At 61.5% G+C, this 15,019-nt stretch carries 10 protein-coding genes; 2 read left to right on the top strand and 8 right to left on the bottom strand.

The window, feature by feature from the left end:
- Positions 1–68: 68 nt before the first annotated feature.
- From P406_RS09550 to glnE, 8 genes are all read right to left on the bottom strand, one after another.
- The gene (locus P406_RS09550; RefSeq protein WP_046236054.1) at positions 69–1,514 is read right to left on the bottom strand and encodes a lipopolysaccharide kinase InaA family protein; all 1,446 of its coding nucleotides are present in this window, start codon (positions 1,512–1,514) and stop codon (positions 69–71) included.
- On the bottom strand, positions 1,514–2,293 hold the full coding sequence (locus tag P406_RS09545; RefSeq protein ID WP_046236053.1) for a lipopolysaccharide kinase InaA family protein: 780 nt from the start codon (positions 2,291–2,293) through the stop codon (positions 1,514–1,516). Before P406_RS09545 ends, P406_RS09550 begins: the two co-directional genes overlap by 1 nt.
- Positions 2,290–3,024: a lipopolysaccharide kinase InaA family protein gene (locus P406_RS09540; protein WP_003414408.1), complete on the bottom strand. Its 735-nt coding sequence runs from the start codon at positions 3,022–3,024 to the stop codon at positions 2,290–2,292. The genes P406_RS09545 and P406_RS09540 overlap by 4 nt, the downstream gene beginning before the upstream one ends.
- The gene (gene rfaP / locus P406_RS09535) at positions 3,024–3,830 is read right to left on the bottom strand and encodes a lipopolysaccharide core heptose(I) kinase RfaP (RefSeq protein ID WP_016567036.1); all 807 of its coding nucleotides are present in this window, start codon (positions 3,828–3,830) and stop codon (positions 3,024–3,026) included. The genes P406_RS09540 and rfaP overlap by 1 nt, the downstream gene beginning before the upstream one ends.
- Positions 3,830–4,951: a glycosyltransferase family 4 protein gene (locus P406_RS09530; protein WP_046236052.1), complete on the bottom strand. Its 1,122-nt coding sequence runs from the start codon at positions 4,949–4,951 to the stop codon at positions 3,830–3,832. Before P406_RS09530 ends, rfaP begins: the two co-directional genes overlap by 1 nt.
- Positions 4,951–6,015, bottom strand: a complete 1,065-nt coding sequence (gene waaC, locus P406_RS09525; RefSeq protein WP_046236051.1) for a lipopolysaccharide heptosyltransferase I — start codon at positions 6,013–6,015, stop codon at positions 4,951–4,953. Before waaC ends, P406_RS09530 begins: the two co-directional genes overlap by 1 nt.
- Positions 6,016–6,017: 2 nt before the next feature.
- On the bottom strand, positions 6,018–7,052 hold the full coding sequence (gene waaF, locus P406_RS09520; protein ID WP_046236050.1) for a lipopolysaccharide heptosyltransferase II: 1,035 nt from the start codon (positions 7,050–7,052) through the stop codon (positions 6,018–6,020).
- Positions 7,053–7,181: 129 nt separating this feature from the next.
- The gene (gene glnE / locus P406_RS09515; RefSeq protein WP_046236049.1) at positions 7,182–10,139 is read right to left on the bottom strand and encodes a bifunctional [glutamate--ammonia ligase]-adenylyl-L-tyrosine phosphorylase/[glutamate--ammonia-ligase] adenylyltransferase; all 2,958 of its coding nucleotides are present in this window, start codon (positions 10,137–10,139) and stop codon (positions 7,182–7,184) included.
- A gap of 384 nt (positions 10,140–10,523) precedes the next feature.
- Here glnE and aceE point away from each other — a divergent pair, with 384 nt between their 5' ends.
- Both aceE and aceF read left to right on the top strand, forming a co-directional pair.
- Entirely contained in the window at positions 10,524–13,169 is a 2,646-nt protein-coding gene (aceE, locus tag P406_RS09510) for a pyruvate dehydrogenase (acetyl-transferring), homodimeric type (protein WP_003392156.1), read from the top strand.
- Positions 13,170–13,311: 142 nt separating this feature from the next.
- Positions 13,312–14,967 (top strand): dihydrolipoyllysine-residue acetyltransferase, encoded by a 1,656-nt coding sequence (aceF, locus tag P406_RS09505; protein ID WP_046236048.1) that lies wholly within the window; start codon positions 13,312–13,314, stop codon positions 14,965–14,967.
- The last annotated feature ends 52 nt before the right edge of the window (positions 14,968–15,019 follow it).

The following is a 15,019-nucleotide window of genomic DNA, read 5'->3' as shown; positions in this document are numbered from 1 at the left end:
CGGAGCATTGGCACGATAATCTACACCTACCGATGAGCGCTCCGCGCTGGCACGAGGGTCAGCCGGGCTCAGTCCGTCGCAAGCTTCGGCAAGCGCTGTTCCAGCAACTGGTGCAGCGCGCTCTGCGCTGGCCAGTTGCGCATGAAGCGGGCACGGTCTCGGGCGTAGGCGGCAGCGAATGACGACTGCGAGCTGTGCTGCTGCATGGCGTCCAGGTCGATCATCGCCCAGCGATCGACGTGCCAGAACAGGTTATGCCCCTTGAAATCACCATGGCTGATGCGTGCCTGGATAAGCTGCGCAAAAAGCCGATCCAGCGCCAACAGTTCGACCTCTGGCGCATCACCACTTTCCACATACGCAGCGAAGCGTTCGATGATGTCCGGCCCATCGATGAACTCGGTCACCAGCCAGGCCTTGCTGCGCAAGCCAAGAAAGCGCTTTTCCTGCACGGCCAGCGGTTTGGGTGTGGCGATACCGAGGAACATCAGCCGGTTGCCTTCGCGCCACGAATGCCAGGCCCGGCTGGGGCGCCAGAAGCGCTTGAGCCAGTGGCTGAAATTCTTGATGTTGTAGCGCTTGATGACCAGCGGACGACCATTGACCTCAACCCGCCCGACACTCGCAGCGCCACCGGTCTTGTACAGATGGCCCTTGTCGAGCAAGGCATCCGCCTGACTCAGCACCGGCAGCATCGCGGGTTCTTCCTCACGACGAATGGCGCGGAACACCGAAGCGCTGTCCTCGACACTGAACAGACTGCAGTCGCGCACGGTTTTGCTCATGAAGTCCTTGAGCCGCCAGCTGCGAACCTTGTCGATCTGCTTTTGCAGCGCTTCCATCGGCAAACCATGCTCGGCATTGCTCAACAGGTAATGCACCAACAGCTCTTCAGTAAACGGTTCAAAAGACCTGGGCAACTGGGCAAAGAACACGCCGAGGTTTTCCAGCACTTTTTGCCGGGACAACGGCGTACCGGCCTGTTCAGCACGAATACCGGCGCCATCGATCAGGTACAGCTGCCCCTTGTGGCGCAGCAGGTTGTCCAGGTGCAGGTCTTCCTGCCACAGGCCCTTTGCGTGCTGCAGGGCAATGGCCGATAGTGCCTCGCCGAGCACCGCTTGCTGCTCGTCTGCCAGCGGTGCCAGGTGCTGAACAGCGTTCCACGCATCGCCCAGGCTTGGCGCCTGTTCCAGAAACTCGAACAACAGCCAGCCACCCTCGCCGTCCTGCAGACCGTCGGCCAGCAGCAGCGGTGTGGTCAGGCCCTGTTCGGCAAGCAGCCTTACCCCGGCCAGCTCACGCTGAAAGTGTCGGGCCGCCTTGTCGCCCACCAGCAGTTTTGCCAGCACCGTTCGGCCTCGCCAGACACCGGCCCCGACATAGCGTTGCCCCGGCAAGACACGCAGCAGGGTCAGCAATTGCAGTTCAGCCGATCCGGCAGCATCGGCCAGCGTCAGGCTCATCGGCAACTCGGGGGTACGTCCGGCGGTCTTGAGTTCAGACAGGCGCATCAACGGGTCTCTTTATCATCGCGGTGTTGAAGGTCTCGTTTGTGAGCGCCGCGCTTGCCAAGGCGCGCACTCCAGGCGTCGACCAGCAGGCTGTTCGGCGTGGCGTGCAGGTAAGCCGCCAGCAACTCGCGCCGATCGGTTTCATTCCACATGGGCGCACGGCGCAGCAGCGGTTCGAGGTCGCGGGCAAGGTCACGCTTGCCGAAGATCACCGGGCGGGTTTTTTCCAGGTCGATCAGTTGCGCCTGATACCCCGTACCGGCTGCCTGAAGAAAAATATGTTTGGGGTAGAAGCAGCCATGCACCTGTCCGGCGCCGTGCAGCGTGCGCGCCAGCTGGCCGCAGGCGTGCAGTATTGCCTGACGCTGAGGAGCGTCCATCTGGTTCCACTGCTGCAACAGTTCGTCGAGATCGGTCCAGCCGTCCAGCGCACGCGTCATCAGGATCGCCCGGCGTTCGCCGTCGACCTTGCGCTCGCCATAGAACACCGCCTGCAACGCCGGGATGCCCAGCTTGCGATAGCGACTGATGTTACGAAACTCGCGCGAAAACGACGGTTCGCCAAACGGGTGATGCAACGTGTGAGTCAGGTAATTGCTCTGACGCTTGAGGTAAAAACCCTGACCGTCCAGGTCGAGGCGGAACACACTGCTCCAGCCACCGCGCCCGGTATTGGGTTCATCGACCGCATCGAGTCGGATGTTCCAAAGCGATTCAAAATCAGCCAGGTTGTGACGCGCCAGTAAAGGCTGGTCGGCACTGGCAATAAAAACGCTCATTCACGGCCCTCGAAAAAGCTGACGATATGTCGAATACGTTTTTTGTCGGAGGCGTTCAAACGCGTTCGCTGGCGGTATTGCAGGTAGAAGCGCAGGCGCTGGGTGGCCGACAAATGATACTTCGCGACCTTGTCCAGGCAGGCCAGATCCTTGGTGATCCGATAGCGCAGCATGAAGCTCCACCAGAATGCACCATTGGGGCAATCGATGAAAAACAGCTTGCCTTCGTTATCCACCAACAGGTTGCGCCATTTCAAATCGTTATGCGTGAAATGGTTGTCGTGCATGATCCGGGTAAAGGCAGCCAGCTGGCGACTGACTGCATCGACCCAGTGGCGGTCGGCCAGTCGCGGATCCTTGCGTTGCGCCAGTGCCGACAAGTCTTCGGTGTTCGGCAAGCCACGCGTGATCAATGCGCCGCGATCATACGCCGCGCCATTACGCTCCAGCCCCCAGGCCACGACTTCTGCGGTGGGGATGCCCCATTTGGCAAAGCGCTTGAGGTTCTGCCACTCGGACTTGACCCTCGGCTTGCCCATGTAGCGACGCAGGCCCTTGCCCGCACCCACGTAGCGTTTGACGTAGTAATAAACCCCGGCGCGCTCGACGCGGATCACGTCGGACAGCGGATCGCGGGTCAACTGCTGCCCCTGCAAGGCAAATACGGCATCCAGGCTGCCAAATTCCGGCTCCAGGAACGCGTACTCGGGCTCGAGCTTCCAGCCCGCCATCAGAGTGCGTCTCCGTAGCGCACTTTACGCTGATACAACTTGTCGGCTTTTTTATCCAGCCAGGTCAGCAGCGTCGCTTCCTTGAGCAGGATTTCGCGCAACGGCTTCTGGAAATAGCCCTGGAGAAAACGCAGTTTGTCGCGGCGGGTCAGGCCGATGTCCAACGCTGAAAAATACAGCGCGGCCAGGTCCTTGTTGCGCCAGCGTGGCGTGATCGCACGGCGGGTCTGGGCACGGTGCAGGTCGATGACCGAGAGTTTGAAATCGTCAGCGGTCACCGGTTTGTCGGTGTGCAGCAAAAAATGGCAGATGTAGCAGTCGCGATGATTGACACCGGCGCGGTGCATCATGCCGACCATGCGGGCGACTTCGGCAATGAAGGCTCTCTTCAGACGCGGCTCGGGCGGCTCGTTGCGCCAGTTGAGGCTGACGTCTTCAAGGCTGGTGGTCGGTGCGAGTTCTTCGGTGACGATGAACGAGTGCTGCGCGGCAGGGTTGCTGCCACGCTCACCATAGGCCACGGCGGTCATGGTCGGGACGCCGACTTCATGCAGACGCTCGATGGCGTCCCATTCCTTGCCCGCGCCGAGTACCGGCAGCTTGGCGGTTGCCAGATTCTTGGCGATCTCGCCCCAGCCAATGCCGCGGTGGATCTTGACGAAGTAACCGCGCCCGTCGACCTCGGTGCGCAGCGTGCGGCGCCCTTCCAGCTCGCGGTAGACCTCACCGCTCAGGCCTTCGACCTCGACGAACGCATCGCGCCCCGCCCACAGGCTCTTGAACGGCTCAGCAAGGAACAGCTTCATCAATAGTGCTCCGCCAGAATCACATCCGCAGCGTGTTGCGGCATGCTGTAAAGGTCTGCCGTGTCGGCAAAGGTCAGGCCATTGCGCGACCACGCGCTGCGGGCGGCATCGTCCTCAAGCATCTGCGCTAGGTAGCGATTGAGCTGCGCCTGCTCGAACGGCTCATCCAGCACACGCCCGCAATCGGCCTCGGCAATATAGTGAGCGTAACCACAGACCGCACTGACCAGGACCGGCAAACCGGCAACCAGCGCTTCGAGCAGCACGGTCCCGGTGTTTTCGTTGTAGGCCGGATGAATCAGCAGGTCGGCGCCCAGCAGAAAACGCGGAATATCGCTGCGCCCTTTCATGAAGGTCACCTGATCACCCAGGCCGAGCGCCGCGCTCTGCAATTGGAATACTTTGGGGTCGTCCTGACCGATTACAAACAGCCGCGTGCGCTTCTTCAGTTCAGCGGGCAGAGCCGCAAGCGCCTTGAGGCTGCGATCCACGCCCTTGGTCTTGAAACCGGAGCCGATCTGCACCAATAACAGGTCATCGTCGCCAAGGCCGAATTCCTTGCGAAAGCCTGCACGGATCTCAGGCGCATCCGGCGGCGCGCGGCGATCCTGGGAAATGCCCGGCGGCAGCAAATGGAAGCGCGACGGCGGGGTGTCGTAATGCTTGATGAACAGCGGCTGCTGCACTTCGGAAATCATCAGCACCTGGGTTTTCGAGTCTTTGGCGAACACCGCGCGCTCGTAGTCGGCAAAGTGGCGATAACGGCCCCACTTGCGATACAGCGGGCTGCGCAGGTTCTGCGCCTTGTCCTCGAAACAGCCGTCGGCGGCGTAATACACATCCAGACCGGGCATCTTGTTGAAACCGATCAGGCGGTCCACCGGGCGCTTGGCCAGGTCCGCTTCCATCCAGGCGCTGAGCTTTTCGTTGCGCCGATGATTGAAGAACGCCTTGACCGGCGCCACCAGCACCTCGAAACCGGGCGGCACATCGCCTTCCCAGATCAGGGTATAGACGCGGATCTGATGGCCGCGCTGCTGGCACTCCAGCGCGATGCGCATGAAGTCGCGTTGCAGGCCGCCGAACGGGAAGTATTTGTAGAGTACAAAAGCCAGTTGCATCAGCCAGGTTCCTTTGCCAGCAACAGCGCGCCCAATTGGCTCGCTACTCGCTCGGGATTCAAGCGAGTGAAGCACATTGGCCACTCGCGCTTAAGGTCGAACCGGCGCTGATCGTCGGCGGTCGGTTGGTACGTGCATTTCTTTTGCAGGCACGGCGTGCAGCCCGGGTAGTCGCTGGCCAGATGCACCTGCGACTTGCCGTAGGCCCCGGTCAGGCCCGGATTGGTCGGGCCGAACAGGGAAATGGTCGGCACATCCAGTGCTGCGGCCAGGTGCCCGATGCCGGTGTCTACCGCGACGCACGCCTGCGCGCTGGCCAGCACCCGCGCAACCCCTGCCAGATTGAGCTTTGGCAGCACGTGCGCACTGCTCAGCCCCTCGGCAATACGCTCGGCGCGAGCTTTCTCTGCCGGATTGCCCCACGGCAACTGCACCTGCAGACCGCGCGCAGCCATCAATTCGGCCAGTTGCCGCCAGTACAGCTCGGGCCAGTGCTTGGTGTCCCAGGTCGTGCCATGCAGGAACAGCACGAACGGGGCCTGCAAACTGTCATCCAGGGTCGCCAGTGGCTTGAGACCGTAATCGCCCATGCCGGACGGCTGTGGATAACCCAGCGCCTGAGCGAACAGCTGACGCAGCCGCTCGACCGCATGCTGCCCGCGTGCCACTGGAAAAGCGCGATCGTAAAAGCGACTGGCGACCGGCTCGCGTGCCGAATCGCGGTCCAGACCGGCCACCGGCGCATCGACATAGCGTGTCAGCCAGGCACTTTTGAACAGGCCCTGCGCATCGATCACCAGATCATAGCGCTGTTCGCGCACCTGCTGTTTGAAGCGTCGCCATTCCCTGGACCTGAAGGTCTGCCAGAGGTGCTTGCGCCAGCGGCGAATCGCCACCGGGATGACCCTGTCGACCGCCGGATGCCAGGCGGGAATTTCCGCGAAGCCTTCCTCGACCACCCAGTCGAAGCGAATGCCGGGCAGCGCGCGCGCCGCATCGGTCAGCGCGGGCAAGGCATGGATCACATCACCCAGTGAAGACGTCTTGATCAGCAGTACCCGCAAAATCAGGCAACCTCCACCGGCGTGCTACTCAGACGGGTCAGCGCCTGAGTCACGGCGTCCGGCTCAAGCAGACGCATGCAGTTGTAATGGCCGAAACGGCAGGTGCGCTCGAAGCACGGGCTGCACTCGATGCCCAGACGCACCACCTCCACTGCGTCGGCCAGCGGCGGCGTGAAGCCCGGCGAGGTCGAACCGTAGACAGCCACCAGCGGACGGTTCAGCGCTGCGGCCACATGCATCAGGCCGGAATCGTTGGACACCACCGCGTCGGCGCACGACAGCAGGTCAATGGCTTCGGCCAGCGTGGTCTCGCCACTGAGGTTGACGGACTCCTCGCGCAGGCCGGGAATCAGCTCCTGGCGAATGCTCTCACCGACCGGGTGATCCTTTTTCGAGCCGAACAGCCAGACCTGCCAGCCTTCGCGAATGCTCGCGTCGGCAACCTGTGCGTAATGTTCGGCGGGCCAGCGCTTGGACTCGCCGAACTCCGCGCCGGGGCACAGCGCCAGTACCGGGCGATCCAGCGTGAGGCCGAATTTGCTCAGTGCAGCATCGCGCGTGGTCGGGTCGATGCGTAGGCTCGGTCGCGGGTAAGGACGCGGCAACTCGGCGCCCTTGTCGAAGGCCAGGGCCATGAAACGTTCGATCATCAGCGGGTAGCGCTGCTTGTCGAGGGTTCGCACGTCGTTGAGCAAGCCGTAACGAAACTCGCCGCGCCAACCGGTGCGCTTCGGGATACCGGCGAAAAACGGCACCAGCGCGGATTTCAGCGAGTTGGGCAGCAGGATAGCCTGATCGTATTGGCCAGCCAGAGACTTGCCGATCCGGCGACGGGTCGCCAGTTCCAGGGCACCGTGACCCAGCGGAAAACTGAGCGCAGCGCGAACCTCCGGCATGCGCTCCAGTATCGGACGGCTCCACTCAGGGGCCAGCACGTCGATTTCGCACTCGGGATGACGCTGTTTCAGACACTGGAACTGCGTTTGTGCCATCACCATGTCACCGACCCAGCTAGGCCCAACGATCAGAATTTTCATGTTCTATCCAAAAACGACCAGAAACGATCAGGGAGGCCGATCAGACTGCGTGACGTTCCCACACAACCTGTCGCCTCCCTGTCATAGCTTTATAGAGTGTTGCAGCGGAATGTGGCGTTGCCGTGAGGCTCAGCTCAACCCCATCTGCGTCCAGATCCGCATCACCTCACGCCGCTGGGCATGAAACTGATCGCCGCTGACCACGCCCGCTTGCTTCTGCAAGGCCTGGCGATGTGCCGCCGAGCGATACGCCTTATAGGCTTCGCGCAACAGGCCGGCATCCGTATCCGGCAGCAGCCCGGCCTCTTCCAGCCCTTCGAGAATCCGGATGTTATCGGTGTATTGCAGCAGCGCGGGATGCTCTCTGGACCACGCCAAGGCGGCGTATTGCACCATAAATTCGATATCGACGATACCTCCGGCGTCCTGCTTGAGGTCGAATGGCACCGCCGCCTCGAAGGCATTGGCCGCCCTGCCGGCCGCTGTCGCACGGGTACCAAGGTTGTCACGCATCTTGGCGCGCATTTCGCTGACTTCGGCGCGCAGCTTGTCCAGATCGCGTTCGCGCCCCAGTACATCGGCACGGACCTTCTCGAATTGCTCGCCGACATCCCGGCTGCCGGTCATGACCCGCGCACGGACCAGTGCCTGATGCTCCCAGGTCCAGGCTTCATTGGCCTGATAACGGGCGAAAGCGCCCAGAGAGCTGACCAAAAGGCCAGACGCTCCCGAAGGCCGCAGGCGCATGTCGACGTCATACAGCTGACCGGAGTTGGTTTGTGTGGTCAGCAAATGGATCACCCGCTGCCCCAGCCGGGTGAAGAACTGCGCAGTGTCGATCGGTTTGGCACCGTCGGTCTCGGCCTCCAGATCGCCATCATGAATGAACACCAGATCCAGATCGGAGCCGTGCCCCAGCTCGATACCGCCGACCTTGCCGTAGCCGACGATCACGAAGCCCGGATCGCACAACGTGCCGTCCGGACGCAAAGGCGTACCGTGGCGGGCCACGCTGTAGCGCCAGGCCAGCGCGAGCACCTGATCGAGAATCGCCTCGGCCAGCCAGGTCAGGTAATCACTGACTTTCATCAACGGCAGGCTGCCGGATATCTCGGACGCCGCGACGCGCAGGCTGTGCGCCAGCTTGAAATGCCGCAGGGCTTCCATCTGTTGCTCGAGATCGTCCTCAGGGATACGAATCAGCCGCTCGCGCAGCTCGGCCGCCAGTTCCGGGGCCAGCGGCGGATTGAACAGGCGCCCCTCGTTAAGCAACTCATCGAGCAGCAACGGGAAACGCGCGATCTGTTCGGCAATCCACGGGCTGGCGGCGCACAGGGTCAGCAGCTGTCGCAGCGCGTCGGGGTTTTCCGTGAGCAGCACCAGGTACGCCGAGCGCCGCGCGACGGCCTCGACCAAGGGCAGCACACGCTCCAGGACCAGGTCGGGCTTCTCATGTTCCACCGCCTGAGCCAGCAGACGAGGGATGAACGCGTCCAGCCGCTCACGGCTCAGACGCTGCATCGAACGCAGGTTGGGGCTGCTGCGCAGGTTGGCCAGATGTTTCAGCGCCTTCTCGGCATCGACGAAGCCGGCCTGCAACAGTTGGCGACCTGCGGCTTCTTCGTCCTGGGACTCTTCCCACAACGGCAGCCATTCGCCTCCCACCACCACTTCGCCATCTTCATCTTGCTCGTCGTCCGGATCAGCATCGGGGTCAGCAATGACCTGGCGGAAGTGCCAGGCCACACGGCCACGCCAGTACATGAGCCGTTCGTGAAAGGCAGCCCAGTCAGCGAAGCCCATGATCAGGGCAACGCGCGCCTGATCCTGTTCGTTGTCCGGGAGCATCTGCGTCTGACGGTCGGCGATCGCCTGAATGGCGTGCTCGGTATAACGCAGAAACTCGTAGCCCTCGCGCAACTCTTCGGTCACCGCCGAGGGCAGATAACCCTGCCCCTCGAGGGTTTTCAGCACTTTGAACAGCGGCCGCTGCTGCAGACTCAGGTCGCGGCCGCCGTGAATCAGTTGAAAGGCCTGGGCAATGAACTCCACCTCGCGAATGCCACCGGCACCCAGCTTGATGTTTTCCGCCATGCCCTTGCGCTTCACTTCCTGCTGAATGAGCTGCTTCATGGTGCGCAGCGCTTCGATGGCCGAGAAATCCAGATAGCGGCGATACACGAACGGACGCAGCATCGCCAGCAATTCGGCACCGGCCGCCTGATCGCCACCGACCACGCGCGCCTTGATCATCGCGTAACGTTCCCAGTCCCGGCCTTGGTCCTGGTAATACTGCTCCAGCGCATTGAAGCTGAGCACCAGTGCCCCGGAAGAACCGTAAGGGCGCAGGCGCATGTCGACCCGAAACACGAAACCGTCGACGGTCACCGGGTCGAGCGCCTTGATCAGCCGTTGGCCCAGACGAATGAAAAACTCCTGATTGTCCAGCGCACGCTTGGTGCCGACGGTTTCGCCGCCCTCCGGGTAGCCGAAGATCAGGTCTATGTCAGAGGACAGGTTCAGTTCCACCGCGCCAAGCTTGCCCATGCCCAGGATGACCATGTGCTGGGGCTGCCCGGAATGACGACCGGTCGGGGTGCCGAACTGCTGGCAATGCCGGGCGTACAACCAGTGGTAAGCCAGATCGATCGACGCATCGGCCATGTCCGACAGGTCACGGCAGGTTTCGATCAGGTTTGCCTGACGGGTCAGGTCGCGCCAGATAATCCGGACTTGCTGGCGTGCGCGCTGTCGACGTAGATTACGCCCCAGCTCATCCTCGCTGGCGGTGCTCGACAACGCGTCGGCAAGCTGACCGCGCAATTGGCCGGCAGCGAAGCTACGCTCCAGCTCGCCCGAATCGGCCAGTTGCAGAAGCATCTGCGGATCACGGCAGACTTGTTCGGTTACAAAATCACTGGCGGCGCAGACCCGGTCGAAGGCTGCCTGTCGCGCCTCGGGCCAAGCGTTGAAAGAAGCCAGCGCGTCCTCGGACAGGGCAGTCAGCGCAGCCTGAAACATCTGGCGGGCGCGGGTGATCGATGGCAGCAGAATGGCCGGAAATTCGGCCAGTAAAGGTAGGCTCATGGTCTATCCTTGATCGGCGTGCAGACGCCCGTCCGTCGTTACGGCGAGACGCGTCTGCCAGCACCGCTTGTCGAACAAAGGTTATAAATTGCTGGAAAAATCAAATTAGAAGCATAAAAATCCGCTTTTTCCCTGCAAGATATTCAATAGCGATCAACAGTAACGTTTTAAGCTACACGACAACAGGAGCGATTGAGTCGCTTCTCTGTAGTTTTACTACTGGGTCCGATACTCGGAGGGCTGAAATCGTCGTCGACTTGTAGTAAAACTACACGCCGCCGGATCCCACCCTCCGGAAATCCAAGAATTTATGTCGTCTGCCCACAAGGCCAGTCGCAAACTCAGGCAACCGATTCTGGAAGCCTTTCCGCCCTGGAGCAAGCCATGCAAGACCTCGATCCCGTCGAAACCCAGGAATGGCTGGACGCCCTGGAATCGGTTCTCGACAAAGAAGGCGAAGACCGCGCTCACTACCTGATGACCCGTTTGGGCGAGCTGGCCACCCGTAGTGGTTCGCAGCTGCCGTACGCCATCACCACGCCATATCGCAATACCATTCCTGTCACCCACGAAGCACGCATGCCTGGCGACCTGTTCATGGAACGCCGCATTCGCTCGCTGGTGCGCTGGAACGCATTGGCCATGGTTGTCAAAACCAACATCGGCGACCCGGATCTGGGCGGCCACATCTCCAGCTTCGCCTCCAGCGCCACGCTGTACGACATCGGCTTCAACTACTTCTTCCAGGCCCCGACCGACGAACACGGCGGCGACCTGATCTACTTCCAGGGTCACGCATCGCCAGGCGTTTACGCCCGTGCGTTCATGGAAGGCCGCATCACCGAAGAGCAAATGACCAACTTCCGTCAGGAAGTCGACGGCAATGGCCTGTCGTCTTACCCACACCCGTGGCTGATGAAAGATTTCTGGCAGTTCCCGACCGTATCGATGGGCCTTGGCCCGATCCAGGCGATCTACCAGGCGCGCTTCATGAAGTACCTGGAGCACCGCGGCTACATCCCGGAAGGCAAGCAGAAAGTCTGGTGCTTCCTGGGTGACGGCGAGACCGACGAGCCGGAATCCCTGGGCGCCATTGCCCTGGCCGGTCGCGAGAAGCTCGACAACCTGATCTTCGTCGTCAACTGCAACCTGCAGCGCCTCGACGGTCCGGTTCGCGGCAACGCCAAGATCATCCAGGAACTCGAAGGCGTGTTCCGTGGCGCCCAATGGAACGTCACCAAAGTCATCTGGGGCCGTTTCTGGGACCCACTGCTGGCCAAGGACGTCGACGGTATCCTGCAACGTCGTATGGACGAAGTCATCGACGGCGAATACCAGAACTACAAGGCCAAGGACGGCGCGTTCGTCCGCGAGCACTTCTTCAACTCGCCTGAACTCAAGGCCATGGTTGCCGATCTGTCCGACGACGAGATCTGGAAACTCAACCGTGGCGGCCACGACCCGTACAAGGTCTATGCGGCCTACCACGAAGCCGTCAACCACAAGGGTCAACCGACCGTGGTTCTGGCCAAGACCATCAAGGGTTATGGCACTGGCGCCGGCGAAGCGAAAAACACTGCGCACAACACCAAAAAGGTCGATGTCGACAGCCTGCGTCACTTCCGTGACCGTTTCGACATCCCGGTCAAGGACTCCGAACTCGAAGCCCTGCCGTTCTACAAGCCGGAAGAAGGCAGTGCCGAAGCCCGTTACCTGAGCGAGCGTCGTGCTGCGCTGGGTGGTTTCGTACCGCAGCGTCGTGCGCAGAGCTTCAGCCTGCCGACCCCGCCACTCGAGACCCTCAAGGCCATCCTGGATGGCTCGGGCGATCGCGAAATTTCCACCACCATGGCCTTCGTGCGCATCCTGACGCAACTGGTCAAGGACAAGGAAATCGGTCAGCGCATCGTGCCGATCATCCCGGACGAAGCGCGTACCTTCGGTATGGAAGGCATGTTCCGCCAACTGGGCATCTACTCGTCGGTCGGCCAGCTCTACGAGCCAGTCGATAAAGAACAGGTGATGTTCTATCGCGAAGACAAGAAAGGCCAGATCCTCGAAGAAGGCATCAACGAAGCGGGCGCCATGTCCTCCTTCATCGCTGCCGGTACTTCGTATTCCAGCCACAACCAGCCGATGATTCCGTTCTACATCTTCTACTCGATGTTCGGTTTCCAGCGTATCGGCGACCTGGCCTGGGCCGCTGGCGACAGCCGCACCCGTGGCTTCCTGGTTGGCGGCACCGCCGGCCGTACCACGCTGAACGGTGAAGGCCTGCAGCACGAAGACGGTCACAGCCACATCCTGGCATCGACCATCCCGAACTGCCGCACCTTCGACCCGACTTACGGTTACGAACTGGCAGTGATCATCCAGGACGGCATGCGCCGGATGTTCGAAGAGCAGCAGGACGTTTTCTACTACCTGACCGTGATGAACGAGTCCTACGCCCAGCCAGCCATGCCGGCCGGTGTGGAAGAAGGCATCGTCAAGGGCATGTACCTGCTCGAAGAAGACACCAAGGAAGCGGCGCACCACGTCCAGCTGCTGGGCTCGGGCACCATCCTGCGTGAAGTTCGCGAAGCGGCGAAGATTCTCCGTGACGAGTTCAACATCGGTGCCGACGTGTGGAGCGTTACCAGCTTCAACGAGCTGCGTCGCGACGGTCTGGCTGCAGAGCGCAACAACCGTCTGCACCCTGGCCAGAAGCCGCAGCTGAGCTATGTCGAGGAGTGCCTGAACGGTCGCAAAGGTCCGGTCATCGCATCCACGGATTACATGAAGCTGTTCGCTGATCAGATTCGTCAGTGGGTTCCAACCAAGGAATACAAAGTCCTAGGCACCGACGGTTTCGGCCGTAGCGACAGCCGCAAGAAGCTGCGTCACTTCTTTGAAGTCGATCGCCACTTCGTGGTGCTGGCAGCCCTGGAAGCCTTGGCTGATCGTGGCGATATCGAACCTAAAGTCGTGGCTGAAGCCATCGCCAAGTTCGGTATCGATCCTGAAAAACGCAATCCACTGGACTGCTAAGAGTCTGCTTCAAGAGCGCTGATCAGAGCGTGAACAGCCGAGGATGCGGAATTTACTCGACGTAAATGAGCATCCAACGCTGTTTCGTTGTAACTGAGCCAGCGTATTCGTGAGTGAACAGGTTCTCCTAAGGAGAGACATAGTGAGTGAGTTAATTCGTGTACCCGACATCGGCAACGGTGAAGGCGAAGTCATTGAATTGATGGTCAAGGTCGGTGATCGCATCGAAGCCGACCAGAGCGTTCTGACGCTTGAGTCGGACAAGGCGAGCATGGAAATCCCTGCTCCCAAGGCTGGTGTCATCAAGACCATGAAGGTCAAGCTGGGCGACCGCCTGAAAGAAGGCGACGAGCTGTTCGAACTGGAAGTGGAAGGTGAGGCGGCTGCGGCCCCGGCACCTGCTGCCGAACCTGCCGCTGCCCCTGCTGCTGCGGAAAAGCCGGCTGAAGCGGCACCTGCACCTGCGGCCGCCGCCGAGCCTGCTCCGGCAGCCAGCGCCAGCGTTCAGGATATCCACGTACCGGACATCGGTTCGTCGGGCAAGGCCAAGATCATCGAACTGATGGTCAAGGTCGGTGACAGCATCCAGGCCGATCAGTCGCTGATCACCCTGGAATCCGACAAGGCCAGCATGGAGATCCCGTCTCCGGCAGCAGGCGTTGTCGAGAGCATCGAAGTCAAGCTGGACCAGGAAGTCGGTACCGGCGACCTGATCCTGAAACTGAAAGTCGAAGGCGCCGCGCCTGCCGCTGCTCCGGCCCCTGCTGCCAGCGCACCCGCCGCTGCGCCGGCCAAGGCTGAGGCCGCAGCTCCTGCTGCCCCTGCTCCCAAGGCAGAAGCAGCACCCGCGCCGGCTGCTCCAGCGGCTCCGGCCAAAGACGGTGCCAAGGTTCATGCAGGCCCGGCCGTTCGTCAGCTGGCCCGCGAATTCGGCGTCGAGCTGAGCGCGGTCAGCTCCACCGGCCCGCACGGCCGTGTGCTGAAAGAAGACGTTCAGGCTTACGTCAAAACCATGATGCAGAAGGCCAAGGAAGCTCCAGCTGGCGGCGCAAGCGGCGGCTCGGGCATCCCGCCGATTCCGGAAGTCGATTTCAGCCGTTTCGGCGAGATCGAAGAAGTACCGATGACGCGACTGATGCAACTCGGCGCTTCCGGTCTGCACCGCAGTTGGCTGAACATTCCGCACGTCACGCAATTCGACCAGGCCGACATTACCGACCTGGAAGCTTTCCGTGTGGCGCAGAAAGGCGCTGCCGAGAAGGCTGGCGTCAAGCTGACCGTTCTGCCACTGCTGCTCAAATCCTGCGCCCACCTGCTCAAGGAGCTGCCGGACTTCAACGCGTCGCTGGCACCTAGCGGCAAGGCCGTGATCCGCAAGAAGTACGTGCACATCGGCTTTGCCGTGGACACCCCGGACGGCCTGCTGGTCCCGGTCATCCGCGACGTCGACCAGAAGAGCCTGTTGCAACTGGCCGCCGAAGCCGCCGCCCTGGCGGAAAAGGCGCGCAACAAGAAACTGACTGCGAACGACATGCAGGGCGCGTGCTTCACCATCTCCAGCCTCGGCCACATTGGCGGCACCGGCTTCACGCCGATCGTCAACGCGCCGGAAGTGGCGATCCTCGGTGTTTCCAAGGCAACCATCCAGCCCGTCTGGGACGGTAAAGCCTTCCAGCCGAAACTGATGCTGCCGCTGTCGCTGTCCTACGATCACCGCGTGATCAACGGCGCAGCTGCTGCCCGCTTCACCAAGCGCTTGAGCGAATTGCTGGCGGATATCCGCACAATCCTGCTGTAAGCCCTGCAGGCCCGTCCCCGGACGGGCCTTGCTGTACACCTTTGCGAGCTGC

Source organism: Pseudomonas syringae pv. coryli str. NCPPB 4273 (assembly GCF_000972175.1).
GTDB classification, from domain to species: Bacteria; Pseudomonadota; Gammaproteobacteria; order Pseudomonadales; family Pseudomonadaceae; genus Aquipseudomonas; species Aquipseudomonas syringae.
This window is presented reverse-complemented; position numbering and strand designations above follow the sequence as displayed.